This is a genomic window from Pyxidicoccus xibeiensis (assembly GCF_024198175.1).
Lineage (GTDB): Bacteria > Myxococcota > Myxococcia > Myxococcales > Myxococcaceae > Myxococcus > Myxococcus xibeiensis.
In genome coordinates this window covers 448,632-469,127 of the sequence record NZ_JAJVKV010000005.1, presented here as the reverse complement: position 1 = coordinate 469,127, position 20,496 = coordinate 448,632, and the positions used below count along the sequence as shown (strand labels likewise).

Sequence of the window (20,496 nt, the reverse complement as noted above, 5' to 3'; positions counted from 1 at the left end):
GAGGGGGCGCATTCTCGCGGTGACCCTCTCCCGCGTTCAATGGGCGGGGCGCCCCCTGAACCCGATTCAGGCCTCCGTGGGGCCTGATGGCGGTCGCTTCCGCGCCGGAGGCCGCCGCGGTCGACTGTCCCTCCAACTACACGTCCCTCCAGGTGCGTGTGCAGCCCAATACGTCCATTGCCTGGACGAGGGGCCTCACCGTGTCGAACGGCACGAACGTGCACATCGGCGTCTTCTACAACGGCTGGGGCACCCCCGTTGCCAACGGGAGCGTGGACCTGTACGCCATCGAAGGCTCGCTCGCGATTCCCATCTCCACCGGCTGGGACACGTGGTGGAGGCCGAGCCGTGCATCGCGCTGGAGCTTCCAGGCCTTCTGCCACGGCCGCGTGGTGTCGACCGACACCGCGACCGTGACCTGGAACTGACGCACGAGCCCGTGGCCCCGGAGTGAGCTGCCTTCGGGGCTTCGGGGTCCGGGCACTCGTCGTTCACGCCTCGCTGGGAGTATGACCGCTTCCCAGCGGTCCATCCCCCGTGGAGAGAGCCTCATGCGCACCTCGTCGATGCCCCTCATCGTCGCCGCCCTCCTGTCGGCCTGCAGCCAGTCCTCTGGCCCCACGCAAACCCCCGAAGACGCGGGCGTCACGCCGGAAGAGCCCCTTCCCAGCGGCCCTCCGGTGCCGACGGGCCCTCCCAACGTGCCCGAGTTCCAGCCGGCCTTCCCCGGGCAGACGCGCGTCCCGGCCATCCAGACGAAGACGGCCTTCCAGGTCACCGAGCTTGCCTCGGGCTTCAGGAACCCCTGGGCCATCGCCTTCCTGCCGGACCAGCGCATGCTGGTGACGGAGAAGCCCACCGGCTCGCTCTACATCGTCACGCCCCAGGGCGCGAAGTCTCCCGCCGTCGCGGGCCTGCCTCGCGTGGATGGCCGGGGCCAGGGCGGCCTGCTCGACGTGGAGGTCGGTCCCGACTACGCCCAGAGCCAGCTCATCTACTGGACCTATTACGAGCCGCGCCAGGGCGGCAACGGCCTGGCCGTGGCGCGCGCGAAGCTCGTCGAGGGCGCACAGCCGCGCGTGGAGAACGTGCAGGTCATCTTCCGCATGATGCCCACCCTGGAGTCGACGCTGCACGCGGGAGGCCGGCTGGTGTTCGCCCCCGACGGCAAGCTGTTCGTCACGCTCGGCGAGCGGTCCGTTCTCGAGGGCCGGGTGCAGGCCCGGGACGTGAAGAGCCACTTCGGCAAGGTGGTCCGCATCCATCCCGACGGCTCGGTGCCCCAGGACAACCCGTTCGTGAACACCGCCGGAGCCAGGCCGGAGATCTGGTCGGTGGGCCACCGCAACATCCTGTCGGCGGCGCTCGACGGCCAGCAGCGCCTGTGGACGGTGGAGATGGGGCCACGCGGGGGTGACGAGCTCAACCGTCCCGAGGCGGGCAAGGACTATGGCTGGCCCACCATCGGGTATGGCGAGGAGTATTCGGGCGCGCCTCTGCACGACAGTCCCCAGGGCCCGGGCATGGAGCAGCCCGTGTACTACTGGGACCCTGTGATTTCCCCCTCGGGGATGACCATCTACACCGGGGAGCTGTTCCCCGAGTGGCGCAACGACATCTTCATCGGAGGGCTGTCCAGCCAGGCGCTGGTGCGGCTGATGATGAGGAATGACCGCGTGGTGGGCGAGGAACGGCTCCTGGCGGAGCTGGGCGCGCGCATCCGCGAGGTGGTGCAGGGACCCGACGGAGCGCTCTACCTGCTGACCGACGCCACCAACGGCAAGCTGCTCAAGCTCACGCCGCGCTGAGTCCCGGCGCACCAGGCGGGCCGCCCACAGCCAGCGGGAACCTCTCCGCTTCTATTTCCTCGCTCGTGCCCCGAGAGCCTCAAGGCCCCTCGGTGCTCCGCCCCATCCAGGAGTCGTTCTTCGAGCAACGCGCGCTGGAGCGGACCTACCGCGCGCACGACGTGAGCACGGTGCGCGTCGTGGAGCCGCACTACCTCCTGCTCAGCTGGCCCGCCTGGTTCCTGCTCGGCTGGGACCACCTGCGAGGGGCCGTGCGCATGCTCCGCGTCGACCGCATCGAGTCGGCGCGCCTCACCGAGTCGACGTTCCGCGTGCGGAGCTCGAAGTCGATGCGCGCCACGATTGACGACATCTTCGCCGCGCTCTGAGCAGACCGGGCCGCGGACGGCGCCAGGACAGCCTCTCGATGCGGGGACGCGTGAGTTCATGGGAATGGGAGCGGGACGCCCGGCGCGCTGCTGCACAGCTGCACCATCGCGACAGTCACCCCTGGTGCCTGGAATGTCTGCACCCTCACGTCACAGGCGGTGACGGCGGGCACGACGTACTGGCTGGCCGTGCTCAGCCCCACCGGCGGGGGTGACGTCTACTGGCGACACACCAGCGGCACCGGTTCCTACAAGGTGCAGCCGGGCCTCGTGACGCTGCCCTCCACCTGGTCCGGCACCGGCGGCTACCCGGGCAGCAATATGTCTGCCTACGCGGGCAACTGAGCCACCGCTCACGAAGGGCAGCACGGGTCGGCCCGGTCGAAGCGCGGACCACCGACTCCAGCCGAGTCACCGCGTCCAGGACGGTCTGGACGCGGTGGTGGCGAAGCGGGTGTGAAGGAAATGAGCCCCTCCGCGTGCGGGCCTGCGAAGCTGGGACCATGGAACGCTTCATCGAGGTCGCCGAGGGAGTCTCGCTCTGGGTCGAGTCACGGGGTCCGGAGGATGCTCCCGCCATTCTGCTCATCATGGGCTCCACCGCCTCGGGGCTGGTCTGGCCCGACGCGCTCGTGGACGCGCTGGCCCGGAAGCACCGGGTCATCCGCTATGACCACCGGGACACAGGCGCATCCACCTGGGCTTTCGACAGGGTCCCCTACTCCGCCACCCGGATGGCCGAGGACGCACTGGCCATCCTCGATGCGCTCGGCATCGAGCGTGCGCACGTCGTAGGCCTGTCGCTGGGAGGGTTTCTGGTGCAGTGGCTCCTGGTCGCCCATCCCGAGCGGCTGCTCAGCGCGACGGTCCTCGGGGCGCCCGCCCTCGAAGGCGCGCCCGCCCGCGCCAACGTGACGGCGCGCGCCCCCATCGCCCCTGAGCTGTACGCGTTCTGGGGCCAGATGTTCGAGCCGCGGGAGCGCGAGGCGCAGATTGAATGGCGGGTCGAGAACTGGCGCAGGCTCAACGGCAAGGTGATTCCCTTCGACGCCGAGGAGTTCCGCGCACTCGAGCGGCGCATCATCGCCCACGCCGGCCGTCACGACACGTCGACTGCCCATGCGCGGGCCGACCCCTCCGGGCTGGCGCGTGGGGCGGAGCTCGCGCACGTCACCGTGCCCACGCTCGTCATCGCCACCCCAGAGGACCCCACCAACCCCGAGTCCAACTCGCGGTTCCTCGCGGCGACCCTGCCGCGCTCGACCCTGGTGCGAATCGACGGGATGGGACACGCCATTCCACGTGCCGTCGTGCCCCCGCTCGCGGCGGCGCTCCTGGGCCACATCGAGACCGTGGGCATTCGTTGAGCACATTCCCTACCAAATGGAGATTCATCAGACACAGCGCGTTGCCCGAGTGAGTGTCCCCGGGCTGCTGCCTGAGCAGGCTCCCGCCATGCTATTACTGATGCCGTCTGGTTTCCCCTTCTCGTGGAAACCCGAAAGGACATCATGCGAGGGATGCTTGGGAGGCTGACCGGCCGCGCGCCGGTGGGCTTGCTGCTGTGTCTGTGGTTCCTGGCCGGCTGCTCGGGCCCTGTGCAGGAGGCGGAAGCGGCGAGCGCCCCGGAGGTGGCCCCCGCGGCCCTGGCCTCGCCGGTCTGGAAGATGGCGCGGGCCGGTCGCCTCCATTCGGTGGGCCTCCAGCTGGATGGAACGGTGTGGGCCTGGGGGTACAACGCCAACGGTCAGCTCGGGGACGGCACCACCTTCAACCGGCTCGCGCCCGTGAGGGTCTCCGGGCTCACCTCCATGGTGTCCGTGGCGGCGGGACGCTCCCACTCGCTGGCGGTCAAGTCGGACGGCACGGTGTGGGCCTGGGGGCTCAACTCCCAGGGGCAGCTCGGCGACGGCACCACCACCCAGCGGCTGAGGCCCGTGCAGGTATCGGGCCTCACGGGCGTCACGTCCGTGGTGGCGGGCGCCGAGCACTCCCTGGCGCTCAAGTCAGACGGGACGGTGTGGGCCTGGGGCTACAGCTACGACGGCATCGGCGATGGCACGCGGCTGCGGCGCCTGAGGCCCGTCCAGGTGGTGGGGCTCACGGGCGTGGTGGACCTGTCCGCGGCCAGCGGCTCCTCCATGGCGGTCAAGGCGGATGGCACGGCGTGGGGGTGGGGCTCCAACGGCACGGGCATGCTCTGTAACGGCACCACCTCCCAGCAGCTGGCGCCCGCGCAGGTCTCGGGCCTCACCTCCGTGGTTGCCGTGGCCTTGCGAGGCGCCAGCGGCTTCCTGCTCAAGGGCGATGGCACCGTCTGGGGCTGCGGCATGAACTTCTCCGGGGAGCTGGGCGATGGGACCACCACCCGGCGGCCGACGCCCGCGCAGGTGCTGGGGCTCTCGGATGTCGTGCGCCTGGGGGCGGGGGACGGTCACACGCTGGCGGCCACGAGCGATGGCCGCCACTGGGCATGGGGCTATAACAACTATGGGCAGCTCGGCGACGGGACGACGACCACCCGCACACTCCCGGTTCAAGTCCAGGGCCTCTCCGGCGCGAGCATCCTGTCGGGAGGGGAGTCCCATTCCCTGGCCGTCCAACCCGACGGGACCCTGTGGGTCTGGGGGAACAACTATGCGGGCCAGCTGGGCGATGGGGTCCCCACCAACTTCCTGAGCCCGGCCCCCTCGCTCTTCACGGGGGCGTCCATGGCGGGCGGGGGAAACCATTCCGTGGGCCTGAAGTCGGACGGGACCGTCTGGACGTGGGGCTTCAATACCTCTGGCCAGCTGGGCGATGGAACCCCCACCCCCAACCCGCGGACGGTGCCCGCACAGGTGGCGGGGCTCGCGAACGTCACCTTCATCGCGGCGGGGACGGAGCGGTCCATGGCGGTCCTCGCCGACGGCACCCTGTGGTCCTGGGGGAGCAACGCGAATGGCGAGCTGGGGACTGGAACCACCACGGCGCACGCCTCCCCCGTCCAGGCCGTGGGCCTCACGGACGTCATCGCGGTGGCGGGCAAGGGCAGTCACACGCTGGCGCTCCGGGCCGGTGGCACCGTGTGGGCGTGGGGCGCGAACGGCTACGGCCAGCTGGGTGACGGAACGACGACCTGGCGCTCGACTCCGGCGGAGGTCCCCGGGCTCACCGGCGTCATCGCCGTGGGGGCGGGCAGCCACTTCTCCGTGGCGCTCAAGGCCGATGGCACCGTCTGGACCTGGGGCGGCAACAACCTGGGCCAGCTCGGCGACGGCAACACCAGCTCGCGCTTCACGCCCGGCCAGGTGCCAGGCCTCACCTCCGTCGTCTCCGTGTCGGTGGGACGCGGCTACACGGTGGCGCTCAAGTCCAATGGCACGGTGTGGGGCTGGGGCGAGAACTATTATGGCCAGCTCGGTGACGGCTCCTTCGCCTGGTCGTCGTCACCCGTGCAGGCGCTGAACTTCACGGACTGCGTGGCGGTGGCTGCCGGGGGTTCCCACACCCTCGCGCTCCAGAATGACGGCACGGTGTGGTCGTGGGGATACAACGCCAGCGGGCAGCTCGGCGATGGCTTCACCTCCAGCCAGAGCGCTCCCGCGCAGGTCCCGAACATCATCGATGCGACGGGCCTGGCCGCGGGCGAATACCACTCGATGGCGCTTCGTGCGAACGACGTCCTGTGGGGCTGGGGCTCCAACTCCTCCGGACAGCTCGGGACGGGAACCGAGGACATCCGGATGGTCCCCTACCCCCTCTGATAATCGACGCCCGCCCCCCCCGACGTCCGGAGGGGGGGCGGAAGCTCGCGTGAGCGGTCACCGCTTGATCATGCCGCCCGGGTTGAGGGGCCCGCCTCGCTGAAGCGCGCGCTGATAGGCGGGGCGGGCGTGCAACCGCTCGAGATAGGCGCCGAGGTTGGGAAGGGATTGAAAGGACTCCAGGGCTCCCGTGGGCCGCGCCGCTTCCAGCACGAAGCTCATCTGGATGTCAGCGGCGCTGAAGCTGCTGCCTACCAGGTAGTCCCGCTCCCCGAGCGCGCCCGAGATGTAGCCGAGATGGTTCTTCACCTCGCTGGAGATGCGAGGCATGAGCGGCGCGCCCGCCTCGCCCAGACGCCCCACATACAGGCTGAGCATGAGGGGCAGCATGGCCGAGCCCTCGGCATAGTGCATCCAATGCACGTAGGTGTCGTACTCGGCCGAGTCCGGCGCGGGCGCGAGCCGCCCGCGACCATGGCGGCGCACGACGGAGTCGATGATGGCTCCGGACTCGGTGAGCACCCGTCCATCGTCCTCGAGGACCGGGGACTTGCCGAGCGGATGGATGGCCTTGAGCTCGGGAGGCGCGAGGTTCGTCTTAGGGTCGCGAGGGTAGATGACGAGCTCGTAGTCGAGCCCCAGCTCCTCCAGGAGCCAGAGGACGCGATGGGAGCGGGAGTTCACGAGGTGGTGCAGTTTGAGCACGGAGCCACGCTACTGCCTGGCGCGGAGACGTTCGAGCGCCTTCTCGAAGTGAGGGGTGCGTCTCGGAGCCTTGACGCTCCCTGCCGCAGGCCCCGGTCAAGTCCGTCTACGCCTGAAGGCGACGGTGAATCCCACAAAGGCAGAGACGGCCGCAAAGCCAATCAGCAACCCCTCGGCCGGACCCGAGTGACCGGCAAGCTCGAGACCCAGCGGGCCTTCGAGCCTCCAGAATATCGGTGTCAGCAGCGCGCAGACGACGAGTCCGGTGATGGCTCCGAAGAATGCAAACAGGGCGCTCAGGAAAGTTCGTTTCAGCATGTGACTGCCACTAGCGTCGGGCGCTCTTCGCCTTCGGTGCCTTCTTCTTCGCCGCGGGCTTGGCTCGCTTCGCGGCTGCCGGGGCCTTGCGCGACGGGCGCTTCGCGGCGCGGGCCGGGCCCGCCCACACCTCGAGCGCGGCGCGCGCCTCGGCCGCGCGCGTCTTGTTGTTCAGCGCCTCCTGGAGCAGCGCGAGCCCTTCCATGGCGTGGCGCACCTGCGCGTCCGTGAGCTCCTCGTGCTGGAAGAGGTTGCGGTAGGCCTTGGCCAGCCGGGCGAGCGCGACGACAGACTCGGTGACCACGCCGCTGCCGGTGGCCTGCGGAGAGCGGAAGTGCCCCAGGCGGTAGCTGATGCTTCCCCAGTCCCAGCGCTCGCTCGCGGGGCGGCCCTGCGCCAGCCGGTCACGCTCCAGCGTCGCCTGCCAGTCGGCGCCGAACTGGGCGCGCAGGGCCTTCTCGAGGAAGGACTGGAGCGCGTCACGCGCGCTGCTCAGGGCCGGGTCGAGCATGGCGCTGACGGTGGCGTTGCGGGTGCTGGAGGTCGTTCTACGGGTGGACACCGGGTGCGCTCCTTCGCGACAGAGGGGTGCGCAGGGTACCGGGCCTGTCCGGGGTCGGCCAGGAATGCGCCGGCCCGGAGCGCCGCACGGAAGTCCGACGCCAGGGCCGGCCGCGCGCGCTCACGCTCACCGTCCAGGTGCCTGATGCCCGCTGTCTCAGGGAAGGTGTCGTCCCGGCTGAAGCGCGGAGCGGATACCCCCTTGGGGGGGGCGCTCACCCGTGCGTGCGGTACACGCTGTAGATCTCCGTGATGTGGTCCGGCAGGTCGATCCTGGCGACGTGCTCCCGCCGGTCGAGCGGGATGCGCGCACGGTTGCGCTCGAGCGCGGCGCGAATCTCCTCCTTGCCCGGCTCGTTGTGCACGCGGCCGAACTGCGTCAACTGAAGCGTGACGAGCGTGTCGTTGACGGTGAGCGCATCGCGCAGATGGTTGACCCCCACCTGCGAGATGAAGTTGTGGAGCAGGTCGAGTGAGCGCAGCGCCGTGTTGTGCTTGAGCATCCGCGCGAGCGCCCGCGCCCCGTCATCGCCGATGAAGTTGCCCAGCTCGCCGACGGCCACCGTCGCCTTGGTGAACCCGAGGTCGAGCAGCGCAATCGACGGATGCCCGGTCAGCGCCTCCGCCAGCGCCGCGGCCCCCTGGGGGCCCACGCGGTTGGACGCCAGCGACACGCGGGTGAGGGACCGGTTGGCCGCGAGGCCCTCGGCGATTTGCGCGACGCCCTCGTCGCCGAGGCGGTTGCAGGACAGGTAGAGCGATTCGAGCGCGCAGTCCTCACGCAGGAACCGTGCAATCCGCGGCGCCGACGCCGCCGTGATTCCATTGGTCCCGAGGTACAGGTGCTTGAGCGTCTTGTTGGCGCCCTGCCCCATCAACGCGCCCAGCAGCACCTCGAGCCCCTCGTCGAGCAGGCCGCAGTTGACCAGGTCGAGCACGGCGAGGGTGCGGTTGTGGCGCAGCAACCCGGCCAGCGGCCGCATCCCGGCGGCCTTCAGCGGGTTGCGCTTGAGCCACAGCGAGGTGACCTTCGAGTCCTGCATGAGGGCGTCGCAGACGTGCGAAATCCCCTCGGGGCCAATCTGGTTTCCGGCGATGTACCAGCACTCCAGTGGCGAGTCCTTGCGCTCACGCAGGAACTCGGCGATGGCCGCCGCCCCGCCATCCCCTACGATGTTGTTGCCGAGCAGGAGGCGCTTGACGCGCTGGGTGGAGCGCATCGCGTCCAGCAGGGGCCGGATGCCGCCGGGACCGACGACCTGCTTGCACAGGTCGAGCCGCCCGTCAGTCGTCAGCGTTCCCTTGCTGAACGCGGTCTGCTGGCTGACGCCGAGGTTCTCCCGAAGGTGCGTCAGCAGGGGGCCGAGCTCGACGAGCGAGCAGGGCACGACGGGCTCGGGCTCGGGCTCGGTGACTGCCGGGGAGAGGGGCTGGGTGCTCCCGGCGATGATGTGCTGGGGCGTGTATTCGCGGCTCGACCGCAGCTGGTGCAGCTGCTCCCGGGTGCGGCCCGGGTCCATGGCGGCGAGCACCTCGGAAAGCAACGCTAGCACCTGCCGGTAGCGCTGATACGAGAGGCGCCGGGCGAACGTCTCCCGGTCATACGGCTGCAGCCGGCGCCGGCGCGCGGGGTTGTCCACCGCTGGCGCCGGGAGGTCGCCAGCGTCGCCCCGGGCGAGCCGCTCGCGCTCGACCTCGTCGATGAAGGCGACCATGGCCTCCTGCCGGAACAGCTCCACGGCGATGTCCTTGCCCAGCCGGCACTGCTTGTCGGCGTGGTTGTTGACCCGTGGCGCCTCGCGCGCACACAGCGACGGCCAGCGCTCGGCGTCCGTGGGGCCATTTGCCGGGAGCACCCCATGGCGCTCGAACAGCCGGAGGTACTCCGCCTCACGCTCCGACGGGCCTGCCCCGGGCCGCTTGCGGATGACGCTCGCCGCCGCCGCGAGGTCCTGGGTGAGCTGACGCGCGAACAGCTCGACAATCTCCTCGTGCACGACGACGAGGTCGGACGACTCCGGGTGGGCCTCATCCTCGTCACGCCGCAGCGAGTGCGCGTGCACCGCCAGCTGCCGCAGCTCGCGCCAGCGGCCCTGGGTCGCCATCTCGTGCAGGAGGTTCTGCACGAGCGGCACGTCGATGGGCGAGCGCGGAACACGTGACGCGACGGCCAGGGCTTCGCGCGCGAGCCCGAGCAGCGAGCCGCCGTCCTCCGGCTCCGGTTGGGCAGGCGCTGGCGGCTCGGCCACGGACGGCGCCTCGCCGCTGGGAGCGTCGGAGCGGACGAAGCGCTCCACGAACGCGCGCATGTCCGCAAAGGGCCACGCGCCCGGCACGAAGTGGCCCCCGGGGTGCTGCACCAGGGTGGCGGCCGACGGGTCGAAGGCCTCGAACAGCTGGAGGGAGCGGTCCGGGGTGACCAGGATGTCGCGGAGGCCGAGCACGTGCAGCGCGGGCACCTGGATGCTCCGCGGCTGCACGTACCGCTCGTGCGCCCGGGCTCGCGACGGAAACGCAGAGATGCAGATGGCGAACCGGAAGGAGAGCGTCGGATGCGGCTGCATGGCCGCGAGCACGGCGGCGAGCGTGCCGCCCTGGGCAAACCCCACGACACCGTCAAAGGGCCCCTGCTCGCGGAACACGTTCTCGAGGAAGGCCACCGAGGCGTCGAACCCCTCGTACTCGCTGTTGTCCTCGGAGGACATCCACCACACCCGCTGGGTGGGGTACTCGGGAACCGCTCCGAAGGCGGCGAGCGTGGCGGCGCGCGTCTCGCCCTGGGGCGAGTAGACGTGCGGTGAGGTGACGAAGGTGAAGTCGGCCAGGTCCTCCAGCGCGTGCCGCAGCTTCCGCACGCGGGCCCGGAAGACTTCGCCATTCTGACGAAACCCGTGGAGCGCGAGGAGCTTCAGCTTCGCCCGGGGCGGGCGGTGCGCCACGGGCGCCTGCTCGGAGCCAGGCCGCGAGGGGGCCACCCCCGTCGTGGGCCGTGGCTGCTGGGAGCGCATGAAGAGCGCGGTGAACTCGGGCCTGGCGAGGAAGGCCTCCTCTTCGGGCGTGCTGGCGCGACCGAGCGCCAGGTTGCGGTGAGGGTAGCGGCCGAAGCGCTCGAGCACGTCGAGGTGCTTCTGGGTTCCGACGCACCAGCCCCGGGCTGCCCGCTGGTGGGAGCGCGCGCAGCGGGTGCCGAGCTCGGTGATGCCCTCGAGCGCCGTGCGGACATCCGAGAGGCGCTCGGAGTGCGTCAGCGCGAGGAAGAAGAAGAGCGACTCCGCGGGCGAGAGGTGGCGATGGAACCCGCGCGCCAGCGCCTCATGCGCCAGCGCGAGCGCGCGCGCATCGTGAGCGAAGGCAGCGGCCGTCCCCCGGTACATGTTGCGGGGGAGCTGGTCGAGCAGCACCACCAGCGCCAGGCATTCGCGGGGCGTGTCCCGCCAGTCGTCGAGCTCACCCCGGGCAGCCCGCTCGACGAGCGGCTCGAACAGGGTCCGGAGCTCAGCGTCGAGCTCCGGGGGGGCATGGAACCAGAGCTGCGGGTCCAGCGCGTAGTCGTCCGCGAAGGGGTTGTGCACCGCGAGCGGGGACTGGGAAAGGTCGCGATGGGAAAACCAATAATTCCACACACGCGCCGCATCGCCATTGCGGAAGGGAAGCGACAAATCAGGGATATCGTTGGCAATGGTTGCGGTCATGGCACCTCGGCATCAGGCCCCGACGAAGCAGGGCCCGATGTTCTGACTCCGACCGCGTGAGGCTGACACGGCTGTGTCATCACGTGACAGCCCCGAGGCCTCCGGCGCCTGCCTGCCTCGCCCCCAAACAGCCGGAACTCCTGGGCGTCCGCTTCCCCCAGGCACACCTCTGCATCGCGCCTACGGCTCGCCGCCACGGTTCATGTAGAGAATGACCTCGTGGTGATGTGAGACCGCCACCGCGAGCGCGAGCGCGACGGCCTGCATCGACGGCCAGCGCCGCAGCGCATCGGCCACCATCAGCGTGAGGGGGAAGAGGACCGAGGTGTAGCGGCTGAAGGGGAATGGCCGGTAGAGGTAGACGGCGTGGGAGAGGAGGAAGAAGACGATGTAGAGGGCCTCCACCCGCAGCCGCCGCACCCAGCAGTAGCCGGCCGCAGCCACCGAGGCCCAGAAGAAGAGGGCCTCCTTCTTGCCGGGCAGCATGAGGTAGCGCAGCACCCACAGCTTCGGGTTCGCGCCCGGCGGCACGTGCACGGTCAGCAGCTCCTCCTGCCAGCCGGCCGTGGCCGCCACGGGGTCCGTGCCGGCCACGAACCGCAGCCACAGGTTCCACCCGATGAAGAAGGGCACCCAGGCGAGCGAGGCCAGGAGCCTTCGCGGCTCGAGCTTCCGCTGGGAGACGGCGCGCAGCACCTCTGCCGCGACGAGCCCCGCGCCGAGGTAGACGCCCATGTTGCGCGCGAGCAGGGCCAGGCCCACCAGCACCGCGGCGAGCAGCAGCCGCTCGCGCTGCCACGCGACGCACGCGCCAAGCGAGAGCGCGAGGAAGAGCGACTCCGTGTAGGCGGCGAAGAAGACGTTGTGGCCGGGGAAGAAGAGCATCAACGCCGCGAAGAGCCAGGGCGGCACCTCGCGAAGCCGGGGGCTGCCACGCACGAAGGCGTAGGCGAGCAGGACGATGGCCGCGTGCGACGCGAGGTTCACCAGCAGCGCCGCGCCCGGCAGCCCCCCGCGCGGCAGCAGCGCTTCCACGCCGCGCAGGGCGAACGGATAGAGCGGAGGCCAGGCGTAGGAGCTGAAGGTCCTGGCGAGATTCAGGTAGTGCTCCCCGTCCCAGCCCAGGAGGACGTAGCCGGGAAAGTTGCGGAAGGGGCGCGCCGCGGGCAGCTCCAGCCCTGCGTGGAGGCTCGTGCGCAGCAGCAGGTAGTGCACGAAGTAGATGCCGGCGAGCACGAGCAGGGGCTCGAGTCGGGAGCGGGCGGTGCTGGCGGTGGCGGTGGGAGTTTCCAAGGCGGCGCGCAGGCTATCCCAGCCGGGCGCTCGGCGGGGGTGCTGCCGACACCCTCCTTAAACAGCAGGGGCCTCCTTCCGCGGGGCTACCCGGGAGAGGCGGGGCTGACTGCCTGGACGGTCCCTGACGCGAAGGCCGAAGGCCCGAGTCTGCTGACTGCTCGTGGGCCCTGCACCCCATTTGTTGAACACCCATGGCGGCCGCTCCCAGGGTCTCGGCGCTGTTTCCAAAGAGAGGAGGCGAGCGTGTGCGGCGACCCGGGGCCGACCGCTCGGGCAAGATGGACGTGCCTGAACCGCTTGAGCCTGAGCCGCTCCGTGAAGCGGAGTGCCCTGATGACTGGAGCCGGCTGTTCCACCATGCAGGCCTGGGCATGGCGAGCATGGACCCCGAGACCTGGTGCATCAAGGCGGTCAACCCTGCCTTCGCTCGCATGCATGGGTATGACTCGCCGGAGGAACTCGTCGGGAGGCACGTCCGGGAGCTGCTCACCCCCGAGGGCTTCGTCATCCTCTACGCCGAGCTGAAGGTGAAGGTGAGCGCCGACGAGGGCCACCACACCTTCGAAACCGTCCACCTGCGCAAGGACGGGAGCTGCTTCCCGGTGCTCGTGGACGGGGTGACGCTGAAGGACGAGCGGGGCAAGGTCATCTACCGCGCCGCCAGCTTCCAGGACCTCACCGCGCGCAAGGAGGCGGAGGACCGCTTCAGCTTCATCGCGCGGGCGGGCGAGGTGCTCGCCTCCTCACTGGACGAAGACACCCTGCTCCAGCGGCTTGCCGAGCTCAGCGTGCCCCAGCTGGCGGATGCGTGCGCGGTGGACGTCCTCACCGAGGACGGCCACGTGGAGCGGCGGGCGGTGATGCACCACGACCCCAACACGAGCGCCCCTGGCGCCACGGACCAGGTGCTGCGAACGGGCGAGCCCGTCATCGTGACGGAGCTGACGGACATGGCGCACGGCGAGGAGCACCAGACCTGGCTCCGGCAGCTCGGCGTCAAGTCCTTCATCTGCGTCCCCCTCCAGGCGCGAGGCCAGATGCTCGGGGCGCTCACCCTGGGCCTCCAGTCCGGTCCCCGGTGCCATGGGCCACCGGATGTGGAGCTGGCGCAGGAGCTCGCCCGCCGCGCCAGCCTCAGCCTGGACAACGCCCTCCTCTTCCAGAAGGCGAAGGAGACCCAGGCCCGCACCGAGCGGCTCCAGGACCTCACCGCCGCGCTGTCGCGCGCGGCCTCCGTGGAGGAGGTGGCCGGGGTCGTCATCCACATGGGGCTGAAGGCCACGCGGGCCCAGCGGGGGGCGCTGCTCCAGCTGCGCGAGGGGAAGCTGCACCTCATGTGTCACTCCGGCTATCCCGAGGCGCTGATGCGCGCCTACCAGCCGCTGCCGCTCGAGGTGTTCAGCGGGTCGCAGCAGCTGCTGCACGAGCGCCGGCCGCTCATCTTCGGCTCCCGCGCCGAGTGCCTCGCCCAGGTGCCCGAGATGACCCCCGTCTCCTCCGTCGTCGGAGAGGGGGCGCGCGCGCTCCTGCCGCTGGTGACGGAGCAGCGGATGATTGGCTTCATCATCGTGGGCTGGGAAGAGGTGAAGTCCTTCAGCCAGCCGGAGAAGGACTTCCTCGACGCGCTCAGCCTCCAGTGCGCGCAGGCGTTGGAGCGCGCGGAGCTCTACCGGGATTCGCAGGCAGCGGTCCGCCTGCGCGACGAGTTCCTCTCGGTGGCGAGCCATGAGCTGAAGACACCCCTCACCTCGCTCGGGCTGCAGCACGTGCTCATCGAGCGCGCCGTGAGCGAGGGCGTGCTGGACAAGGCCCACGCCCGGCTGGCCGCGTCCGTGCGGCAGGTCAACCGGCTGGGGTCGTTGGTGGGCAGCCTCCTGGACGTGAGCCGCATCTCCCTGGGGAAGCTGGCGCTGGAGCCGTCCGAGGTGGACCTGGCCCAGGTGGTGAAGGACGGCCTCGAGCGGATGGAGGCCGTCTTCCTGCAGGCCGGCAGCATCCCGCGGCCGTCCCTGGAGCCCGGGGTGCGAGGCTGGTGGGATGGCTCCCGGCTGGAGCAGGTGGTGGTGAACCTGCTGTCCAACGCGGTGAAGTATGGCGCCGGCAAGCCTGTCGTCATCCAGGTGGACTCGGAGCCCGGATGGGGCCGGCTGTGCGTGCGCGACGAGGGCATCGGCATCTCCGCCGAAGCGCTCTCACGCCTCTTCGGCCGCTTCGAGCGCGGCGTCTCCGACCGCCACTACGGCGGCCTCGGCCTGGGCCTCTACATCTCCCGGCAGATTGTCGAGGCGATGGGAGGGACCATCACCGTGCAGAGCGAGCTGGGCCATGGGGCGCGCTTCACGGTGCGGCTGCCACTGCTCGCCCCTGGATAGCGCGCCTCCGCGCCGGGCTCAGGCCTTGGCGGGCTGCTTCGGCTCCTTGCCCTCGTCGCGGCCATGCGCGGACGCCGGCGGGCTGGTGGCCTCCACGGCGGAGAACGTCTCCAGGACCTTGTACGTGTGGCTGGAGCCGCGCGGCACGAGCCACGAGTCACCGGCGTTGAGCAGGATGACCTGCCCTTCGAGGTGCAGCTCGGCGCGGCCCTTCAGCACGAAGCCGACCGTCTCGTAGTCGCGGGCGGTGGCGGGCGCGGGCTCGCCGGGTGGCTCGTCCTCCCACAGCCGCATGGACAGGCGGACGCCGGACACGAGGTACTTCTGGCCCATCTCTCCCTTGGGAGAGTGCCGGCTCTCCACCTTCTTCACGCTGGTGTCGCCCATGCCTTCGTCTCCTTCGCCCATTGGCGGATGAATGGCGGCGGGGTGCGCCGCGCGCTCCTGCCGTGAAGGTAAGGAAGGAGGCCGGGCAGCGGCGGGTGGACAGGGGAAGGTCGCCTGCCCGCCGGGCCGGTGGCCGGAAAGACGAAGGCCCAGCCTCCGCGTGGGAGACCGGGCCTGATGACCACTCAAGGGTGGCCGTGCGTGTCAGCCGCCAGCCGCGCGGACGTTCTGTGCCTGCAGGCCCTTGGGGCCTTTGGTCACCTCGAACTCCACCTTCTGCCCCTCCTGGAGGGTGCGGAAGCCATCCATGTTGATGGCGGTGTGGTGGCAGAAAACGTCCTCACCGTTGTCCTGCGCGATGAAGCCGAACCCCTTGGCGTCGTTGAACCACTTCACAGTACCGATTGCCATGTGACCTTCTTCTTTCTGCTTTGCAGCGGCCCGGACTTCCCGGACCGCCCGTGCGAAGCGGACATCGCCCCAGCACCAGAACGACAATCCACCCGGCCGGTGGCTGTCCACCGCCCCCCACCCCGCCGGGCAGGCGGGCGTCGGACGGAAGACACTCCGGAGGTGGGAGCATCGCTCGCTTCGAAAACCAGCCTGGCGCTTTCTTCCATTCCGACATTCGAGCGTCGCGGCCCCCCTTCACACTTCTTCACGGGGCTCGGGCGCGCCCTTCACACCGGAAATCTACCTTCCTCCCCGTCAACAGCGCCGGCCCTCGACGGCACGGCCATTCCGGGAGCAGGACCATGTTCGGATTCATCTTCGGGACCGCGTGCCTCGCGGGCCTCATCTACACCGTGCGCGGCGGGCGCCACGGGCACCGCCACGGCCGCGGCGGCCGCTGGGGCTGGCGTCCCCGGCTGCGCTGGCTGTTCGAGCGCCTGGACACGTCGCCCGGCCAGGAGAAGGTCATCGTCAAGACGGCCGAGGAGCTGATGGAGGCCTTCGACAAGGTGCGTGACGAGGTGGGCCCGAGCCGCGCCGCGCTGGGCACCGCGCTGCGGGGTGAGCACTTCGACGGAGCGGCGCTGCGCGAGCTGTTCGCGCGCCATGACGTGGCCGTGGACAACCTGCGGCGCACGCTGCAGGGAGGGCTGTCCCAGGTGCACGAGGCGCTGGACCCTCGGCAGAGGCGCGAGCTGGCGGACCTGCTCGAGCACGGCTTCGGCTACGGCTGGCGCGGCGGCCACGGCCGTTGCGGCGGGCGCAGGGGCTGGCGCGGTGAAGACCAGCAGATGGTGTGAGCCCCGAACGCAAGACGTCCCGAATCCCGTCCACGTGAAGGAGAGAGCACCATGCGCCGCCGCCTGCTGATTGTCCTGCTCGCCCTGGGCACGTTCGGAGGCTATGCCTCCGGCTTCGCCAGCCTTGCCCGCCACCACCGCCACCGCTGCCACTCCTCCGGCGGCTGGGGGGAGCGCTGGGACTCCCACTCGCGCTGGGACTCGCGGGGACCCCGCGAGTCGTGGGAGCCTCGGGAGTCCCGGGGGTATATGACTCCGGCCGTCGAAGTCCCCGCTCCCCCCGCCGCGTCCCCCTCGCCCGCCGAGGGGCCGCGCTAGCTTCAAGGGCCGTTCATGTCCACGCGAGTGCTGCTCATCGACGACGACACCCGGATGTACGAGCTGCTCGCGCAGTACCTCGGACAGAACGGCCTCAGCGTCACTCATGCGCCCGACGGCGGGCGGGGCCTGGCGGCGCTGGAGGCCGGGGCCTACGACGCGGTGCTGCTGGACGTGATGATGCCGGGCATGGACGGCCTGGAGGTGTGCAAGCGCATCCGGGCGAAGAGCCGCATCCCGGTGCTGATGCTCACGGCGAAGGGCGACGAGACGGACCGGGTGGTGGGGCTGGAGCTGGGCGCGGACGACTATCTGCCCAAGCCCTTCAGCCCGCGGGAGCTGCTGGCGCGCCTGCGGGCGGTGCTGCGGCGGGCGCAGCCGTCGTCGGTGGCGGACCGGCTGGAGGTGGGCGGCGTGTCCATCGACGTGGCCGGCCGCGAGGTGCGCGTGGAGGACCGGCTGGTGGACCTGACGGGCCTGGAGTTCGACCTGCTGGTGGCGCTGATGCGCCGGGCGGGCCGCGTGATTCCCCGTGACGCGCTGCTGGGCGAGGCGGGCCGCAGCGACACCGTGGTGGGCGAGCGCACGGTGGACGTGCACATCTCCCATCTGCGCCAGAAGCTGGGCGACGTCGGCACGCGCGTCATCAAGACGGTGCGCGGCGTGGGCTACGTCTTCGCCAAAGAGGGGCCATGAAGCGCCAGCGGCACGTCCGGGGACGCGGGCCCTGGGGGCACGGCCCCTGGGGACATTGGCCCCACGTCGAGCCCTGCGGGAAGGAGCACGCGCACGGGCCCGAGTGCTACCCCTGGGAGCACGTGCGCGAGCATGTGCGCGAGCACGCGCGAAGACGCCGCCGGTACTGGCACATGGGCCGGCTGGGGCACTTCGTCCGCGCGCGGCTGCACCGGCGCCTGTTCCTGTGGTTCGGCCTGTCCATCCTCGCGACCGGCGTAGTCGTCGCCACGGTGATGAGCCTGGTGGGCGGCAACTCGTGGAAGCAGGAGAACGAGCGGCTCCGGACCTTCGTGGGCCACCGCTTCGAGGAGGTGTGGGACGCCCCCGCGCGGCGAGACGCGCTGGTGCGCTCCATCGCCACGGACCTCGAGGTGGGGGTGGAGCTGACCGACACCTCGGGGGCCATGCTCGTGCGGCGCGGCGAGCCCTGCGGGAGGGCGGAGTACATCGTCCCGGTGGTGCGTGACGGAGTCAGCCTGGGCACGGTGCGGGCGTGTTACTCCCCCTTCCGGGCGAAGCACCCCATGCGAATCGTGCTGCCGCTGGTGCTCGCGGGGATGGTGCTGTGGCTTGCGGCGGGCAAGCTGGCCCGGCGGCTGGCGCGACCGGTGGATGCGCTGGTGAAGGCCACGGAGGCGCTGGGCGCGGGGAAGCTGGACACGCGGGCGGAGGTGCTTCCGCACGTCACGGGCGAGTTCGCGGTGCTCGCGGAGTCCTTCAACGACATGGCGGTCCGCATCGAGAAGCAGGTGGCGGACCAGCGCGAGCTGCTCGCGGCGGTGTCCCACGAGCTGCGCACGCCGCTGGCGCGCCTGCGGGTGCTGACGGAGCTGCTGCGGGACGGGGGTGGCGCCCCGAAGACGCTGGACCAGGTGGACCGCGAGGTGGTGGAGCTGGACGCGCTGGTGGGCGAGCTGTTGGCCAGCTCGCGGCTGGACTTCGGGCAGCTCACGTCGCGGGTGCTGGACGGGCGCACGCTCGCGACGCAGGCGCTGGAGCGCGCGGGGCTGCCGCTGGACATGTTGGACGTGGAGCCCTCCGAGCCAGGACTGATGGGCGACGCGACGCTCCTGGGACGCGCCCTGGCCAACCTGCTGGAGAACGCGCGCCGCCATGGAGCCGGCACGGAGGCGCTGCGCGTGCAGGACCGGGGAGAGCACCTGGCCTTCTGCGTGGACGACCGGGGCCAGGGGCTGCAGCCGGGCGAGGAGGTGCGCATCTTCCAGCCCTTCTACCGGAAGGACCGGGGCGGCGAGGCGCGCGAGGCAGGCTCGCTGGGCCTGGGGCTGGCGCTGGTGCAGCGGATTGCGCGGGCCCACGGCGGCGAGGCGTTCGCGGAGAACCGCCCCGGCGGCGGCGCGCGGGTGGGCTTCACGGTGAGGAAGGCGGGTCCGCCCGCTGCAGTCGCCCATCCCGCAGCGTGAGGGGCGGGCAGTACGGCCCCACCTGCTGACGCGTCCACCACGCCCCCGTCGCGCGCAGGGTGGCGAGGTCCGTGAAGCGGTAGTCGAGGCGCCGCGTGCGCACGTAGCGAGGAGGCGTCCGCGGCAGCGAGACGAGCGCGGCCTCCAGGAGCAGCACGTCCCACTGGAAGCCGAGGAACACGCCGCCCACGGTGGTGAGCGACAGGGACAGCCCCCACGCGCCCACCAGCGCGTAGCGCGGCGCCACGTCCAGCAGCAGCAACACGCCACAGCCCAGGCCCAGCAGGGCCACGCCCCGCAGGGCCCCGGTGCTGGCGCCCGTGAGCCACAGCAGCGTGGGGAGCCGGAGCAAGCGCTCCGCCCCACCCAGCGACTCACGGCCCCAGTCCAGCAGCTCCGTGGCGGGGCTCAGCCCCTGCGGACCGACGAGCGCGGGCAGCTGTGGCAGCAGCGAGGCGAACGCGAGACAGAACACGAACCCGAGCCCGCGCAGGTACCACCACCGCACCCGCGCGAGCCCAGGCGTCACCGTCACGGCGTGGCCGGCGTCCCCGGTCACCCCACCCGCCTCACTTCGTCGCGGAGGCGTCCGCCATGGAGAACGCGAACGACGCCTCGGCCGGCGCGTCGTCCTTCACGATGACCTCGGCCGTCTTGGTGCCGAGCGTCTCGTGCCAGGCCTCCACCGTGTACGTCCCGGCGGGCAGTCCCTGGAGGGTGAAGGCGCCGTCCTCGCCCGTGGTGACGAAGAAGGGGTTCGGGTTGCTCACCACGTACGCCGTCATCCACGGGTGGATGTCGCACTTGAGCTTGAGCACGTCGGAGTCCGTGGGCAGGGGCTTCTGCACGGGCGTGCCCGCGGGCGGCTGGGCGATGTTGAACGCGGCCTTCTTCCCCGCCATGCCGCGCGTGTTGTGCAGCGTGCCGTCGCTGTTCTTGAAGAGCACCGGCTGGCCCACCAGCGCCCCCTGGACGCGCGGCACGTAGGTGCACTTCGACTGGTCCACCATCACCGGAGCGGTGGGCGTGGCCACCGAGCCCGGCACGGTGCCGCGCACGCGCACCAGCACGTTCGCCAGCTTCCCGCCCTTCGCCTGCACCGGCGCGTCCGGCGCCCGGCCCTCGCAGGCCGCGTCGCTGCTCGGCGGCAGCTCGGCCGGGGCGGGCACGGCGCCGGTGAACGTCACGGTGCCCCGCACCACGCCCCTGCCCGGGGGCGCGGCGACCGCCTCGGGCGCGGCGGCCGGGGCATTGGGGTCCTGGATGGGGGTGGCCGCGTGCTCCCGCGCCTCGGGCGCGCGCACGGAGGGCTGCTCCGCGGCGGTGGGAGCGGCGGGAGGCGGCGGCGCCGACTCCTTCTGGCAGGCGGGAAGGGCCAGCAGGCCCGCGGCCCCCAGCAGGGTCAGGCCGAGCGTGCGCAGCGTCATCGTGCAGTCTCCTCGGTGAGCAGAAACGTCAATCGCCCCGTCGTAACGAATGGGGCGCTCCATGTCCAACCCGCCAACGCACG

At 71.0% G+C, this 20,496-nt stretch carries 20 protein-coding genes; 11 read left to right on the top strand and 9 right to left on the bottom strand.

Going from position 1 to position 20,496, the window contains the following annotated elements; translation table 11 throughout:
- Nucleotides 1-86: 86 nt before the first annotated feature.
- From LXT23_RS24500 to LXT23_RS24475, 6 genes are all read left to right on the top strand, one after another.
- Nucleotides 87-428 (top strand): hypothetical protein, encoded by a 342-nt coding sequence (locus LXT23_RS24500; RefSeq protein WP_253982702.1) that lies wholly within the window; start codon nucleotides 87-89, stop codon nucleotides 426-428.
- A 123-nt stretch (nucleotides 429-551) separates the two neighbouring features.
- Nucleotides 552-1,808 carry a PQQ-dependent sugar dehydrogenase gene (locus tag LXT23_RS24495; RefSeq protein ID WP_253982701.1) on the top strand — a complete coding sequence of 419 codons (1,257 nt, stop codon included), beginning with the start codon at nucleotides 552-554 and terminating at the stop codon, nucleotides 1,806-1,808.
- 92 nt (nucleotides 1,809-1,900) lie between these two features.
- Nucleotides 1,901-2,176: a helix-turn-helix transcriptional regulator gene (locus LXT23_RS24490; protein ID WP_253982700.1), complete on the top strand. Its 276-nt coding sequence runs from the start codon at nucleotides 1,901-1,903 to the stop codon at nucleotides 2,174-2,176.
- A gap of 159 nt (nucleotides 2,177-2,335) precedes the next feature.
- Complete coding sequence (locus LXT23_RS24485; RefSeq protein ID WP_253982699.1) at nucleotides 2,336-2,521, top strand: hypothetical protein; 186 nt, start codon at nucleotides 2,336-2,338, stop codon at nucleotides 2,519-2,521.
- 158 nt (nucleotides 2,522-2,679) lie between these two features.
- On the top strand, nucleotides 2,680-3,543 hold the full coding sequence (locus LXT23_RS24480) for an alpha/beta fold hydrolase (RefSeq protein ID WP_253982698.1): 864 nt from the start codon (nucleotides 2,680-2,682) through the stop codon (nucleotides 3,541-3,543).
- 144 nt (nucleotides 3,544-3,687) lie between these two features.
- Nucleotides 3,688-5,922 carry an RCC1 domain-containing protein gene (locus tag LXT23_RS24475; RefSeq protein ID WP_253982697.1) on the top strand — a complete coding sequence of 745 codons (2,235 nt, stop codon included), beginning with the start codon at nucleotides 3,688-3,690 and terminating at the stop codon, nucleotides 5,920-5,922.
- Between the two features lie 57 nt (nucleotides 5,923-5,979).
- Here the strand turns inward: LXT23_RS24475 and LXT23_RS24470 are convergent, their stop codons facing one another.
- The 5 genes from LXT23_RS24470 to LXT23_RS24450 form a co-directional block, all read right to left on the bottom strand.
- Nucleotides 5,980-6,627 (bottom strand): glutathione S-transferase family protein, encoded by a 648-nt coding sequence (locus LXT23_RS24470; protein ID WP_253982696.1) that lies wholly within the window; start codon nucleotides 6,625-6,627, stop codon nucleotides 5,980-5,982.
- Nucleotides 6,628-6,723: 96 nt separating this feature from the next.
- Nucleotides 6,724-6,945: a hypothetical protein gene (locus LXT23_RS24465; RefSeq protein ID WP_253982695.1), complete on the bottom strand. Its 222-nt coding sequence runs from the start codon at nucleotides 6,943-6,945 to the stop codon at nucleotides 6,724-6,726.
- 10 nt (nucleotides 6,946-6,955) lie between these two features.
- Nucleotides 6,956-7,507, bottom strand: a complete 552-nt coding sequence (locus LXT23_RS24460; protein ID WP_253982694.1) for a hypothetical protein — start codon at nucleotides 7,505-7,507, stop codon at nucleotides 6,956-6,958.
- A 214-nt stretch (nucleotides 7,508-7,721) separates the two neighbouring features.
- Nucleotides 7,722-11,198: a DUF924 family protein gene (locus tag LXT23_RS24455; protein ID WP_253982693.1), complete on the bottom strand. Its 3,477-nt coding sequence runs from the start codon at nucleotides 11,196-11,198 to the stop codon at nucleotides 7,722-7,724.
- A gap of 180 nt (nucleotides 11,199-11,378) precedes the next feature.
- Nucleotides 11,379-12,491 (bottom strand): hypothetical protein, encoded by a 1,113-nt coding sequence (locus LXT23_RS24450; RefSeq protein WP_253982692.1) that lies wholly within the window; start codon nucleotides 12,489-12,491, stop codon nucleotides 11,379-11,381.
- Nucleotides 12,492-12,685: 194 nt separating this feature from the next.
- On the opposite strand from LXT23_RS24450, the gene LXT23_RS24445 reads away from it, so the two are divergent.
- Nucleotides 12,686-14,866, top strand: coding sequence for a sensor histidine kinase (locus LXT23_RS24445; protein WP_323379075.1), 2,181 nt, complete (start codon nucleotides 12,686-12,688; stop codon nucleotides 14,864-14,866).
- An 18-nt stretch (nucleotides 14,867-14,884) separates the two neighbouring features.
- Here LXT23_RS24445 and LXT23_RS24440 read toward each other — a convergent pair whose 3' ends face one another.
- Together LXT23_RS24440 and LXT23_RS24435 are read right to left on the bottom strand one after the other, a co-directional pair.
- On the bottom strand, nucleotides 14,885-15,253 hold the full coding sequence (locus tag LXT23_RS24440) for a cupin domain-containing protein (RefSeq protein ID WP_253982690.1): 369 nt from the start codon (nucleotides 15,251-15,253) through the stop codon (nucleotides 14,885-14,887).
- A gap of 204 nt (nucleotides 15,254-15,457) precedes the next feature.
- The gene (locus LXT23_RS24435; RefSeq protein ID WP_253982689.1) at nucleotides 15,458-15,664 is read right to left on the bottom strand and encodes a cold-shock protein; all 207 of its coding nucleotides are present in this window, start codon (nucleotides 15,662-15,664) and stop codon (nucleotides 15,458-15,460) included.
- A gap of 344 nt (nucleotides 15,665-16,008) precedes the next feature.
- Between LXT23_RS24435 and LXT23_RS24430 the strand changes: the two genes are divergently transcribed.
- The 4 genes from LXT23_RS24430 to LXT23_RS24415 are packed head-to-tail and all read left to right on the top strand — an operon-like array spanning nucleotide 16,009 to nucleotide 18,986.
- Nucleotides 16,009-16,506 carry a periplasmic heavy metal sensor gene (locus tag LXT23_RS24430; protein ID WP_253982688.1) on the top strand — a complete coding sequence of 166 codons (498 nt, stop codon included), beginning with the start codon at nucleotides 16,009-16,011 and terminating at the stop codon, nucleotides 16,504-16,506.
- Nucleotides 16,507-16,557: 51 nt separating this feature from the next.
- The gene (locus tag LXT23_RS24425; RefSeq protein WP_253982687.1) at nucleotides 16,558-16,824 is read left to right on the top strand and encodes a hypothetical protein; all 267 of its coding nucleotides are present in this window, start codon (nucleotides 16,558-16,560) and stop codon (nucleotides 16,822-16,824) included.
- Nucleotides 16,825-16,839: 15 nt separating this feature from the next.
- Complete coding sequence (locus LXT23_RS24420) at nucleotides 16,840-17,520, top strand: response regulator transcription factor (RefSeq protein ID WP_253982686.1); 681 nt, start codon at nucleotides 16,840-16,842, stop codon at nucleotides 17,518-17,520.
- The gene (locus LXT23_RS24415) at nucleotides 17,517-18,986 is read left to right on the top strand and encodes a HAMP domain-containing sensor histidine kinase (RefSeq protein WP_253982685.1); all 1,470 of its coding nucleotides are present in this window, start codon (nucleotides 17,517-17,519) and stop codon (nucleotides 18,984-18,986) included. The genes LXT23_RS24420 and LXT23_RS24415 overlap by 4 nt, the downstream gene beginning before the upstream one ends.
- On the opposite strand, the gene LXT23_RS24410 is transcribed toward LXT23_RS24415, so the two are convergent.
- Both LXT23_RS24410 and LXT23_RS24405 read right to left on the bottom strand, forming a co-directional pair.
- Nucleotides 18,934-19,521 (bottom strand): lipase maturation factor family protein, encoded by a 588-nt coding sequence (locus tag LXT23_RS24410; RefSeq protein ID WP_253982684.1) that lies wholly within the window; start codon nucleotides 19,519-19,521, stop codon nucleotides 18,934-18,936. The two genes, LXT23_RS24415 and LXT23_RS24410, sit on opposite strands and share 53 nt — an antisense overlap.
- 34 nt (nucleotides 19,522-19,555) lie before the next feature.
- Complete coding sequence (locus tag LXT23_RS24405; RefSeq protein ID WP_253982683.1) at nucleotides 19,556-20,413, bottom strand: carboxypeptidase regulatory-like domain-containing protein; 858 nt, start codon at nucleotides 20,411-20,413, stop codon at nucleotides 19,556-19,558.
- Nucleotides 20,414-20,496: the final 83 nt, after the last annotated feature.

Excerpts from the sequence above, each read along its gene's own strand:
- LXT23_RS24445 (WP_323379075.1), top strand. The coding sequence starts at position 12,686 with ATGGCGGCCGCTCCCAGGGTCTCGGCGCTGTTTCCAAAGAGAGGAGGC.
- LXT23_RS24440 (WP_253982690.1), bottom strand. The coding sequence starts at position 15,253 with ATGGGCGACACCAGCGTGAAGAAGGTGGAGAGCCGGCACTCTCCCAAG.
- LXT23_RS24465 (WP_253982695.1), bottom strand. The coding sequence starts at position 6,945 with ATGCTGAAACGAACTTTCCTGAGCGCCCTGTTTGCATTCTTCGGAGCC.
- LXT23_RS24415 (WP_253982685.1), top strand. The coding sequence starts at position 17,517 with ATGAAGCGCCAGCGGCACGTCCGGGGACGCGGGCCCTGGGGGCACGGC.
- LXT23_RS24455 (WP_253982693.1), bottom strand. The coding sequence starts at position 11,198 with ATGACCGCAACCATTGCCAACGATATCCCTGATTTGTCGCTTCCCTTC.
- LXT23_RS24480 (WP_253982698.1), top strand. The coding sequence starts at position 2,680 with ATGGAACGCTTCATCGAGGTCGCCGAGGGAGTCTCGCTCTGGGTCGAG.
- LXT23_RS24405 (WP_253982683.1), bottom strand. The coding sequence starts at position 20,413 with ATGACGCTGCGCACGCTCGGCCTGACCCTGCTGGGGGCCGCGGGCCTG.
- LXT23_RS24435 (WP_253982689.1), bottom strand. The coding sequence starts at position 15,664 with ATGGCAATCGGTACTGTGAAGTGGTTCAACGACGCCAAGGGGTTCGGC.
- LXT23_RS24425 (WP_253982687.1), top strand. The coding sequence starts at position 16,558 with ATGCGCCGCCGCCTGCTGATTGTCCTGCTCGCCCTGGGCACGTTCGGA.
- LXT23_RS24495 (WP_253982701.1), top strand. The coding sequence starts at position 552 with ATGCGCACCTCGTCGATGCCCCTCATCGTCGCCGCCCTCCTGTCGGCC.
- LXT23_RS24420 (WP_253982686.1), top strand. The coding sequence starts at position 16,840 with ATGTCCACGCGAGTGCTGCTCATCGACGACGACACCCGGATGTACGAG.
- LXT23_RS24430 (WP_253982688.1), top strand. The coding sequence starts at position 16,009 with ATGTTCGGATTCATCTTCGGGACCGCGTGCCTCGCGGGCCTCATCTAC.
- LXT23_RS24475 (WP_253982697.1), top strand. The coding sequence starts at position 3,688 with ATGCGAGGGATGCTTGGGAGGCTGACCGGCCGCGCGCCGGTGGGCTTG.
- LXT23_RS24500 (WP_253982702.1), top strand. The coding sequence starts at position 87 with ATGGCGGTCGCTTCCGCGCCGGAGGCCGCCGCGGTCGACTGTCCCTCC.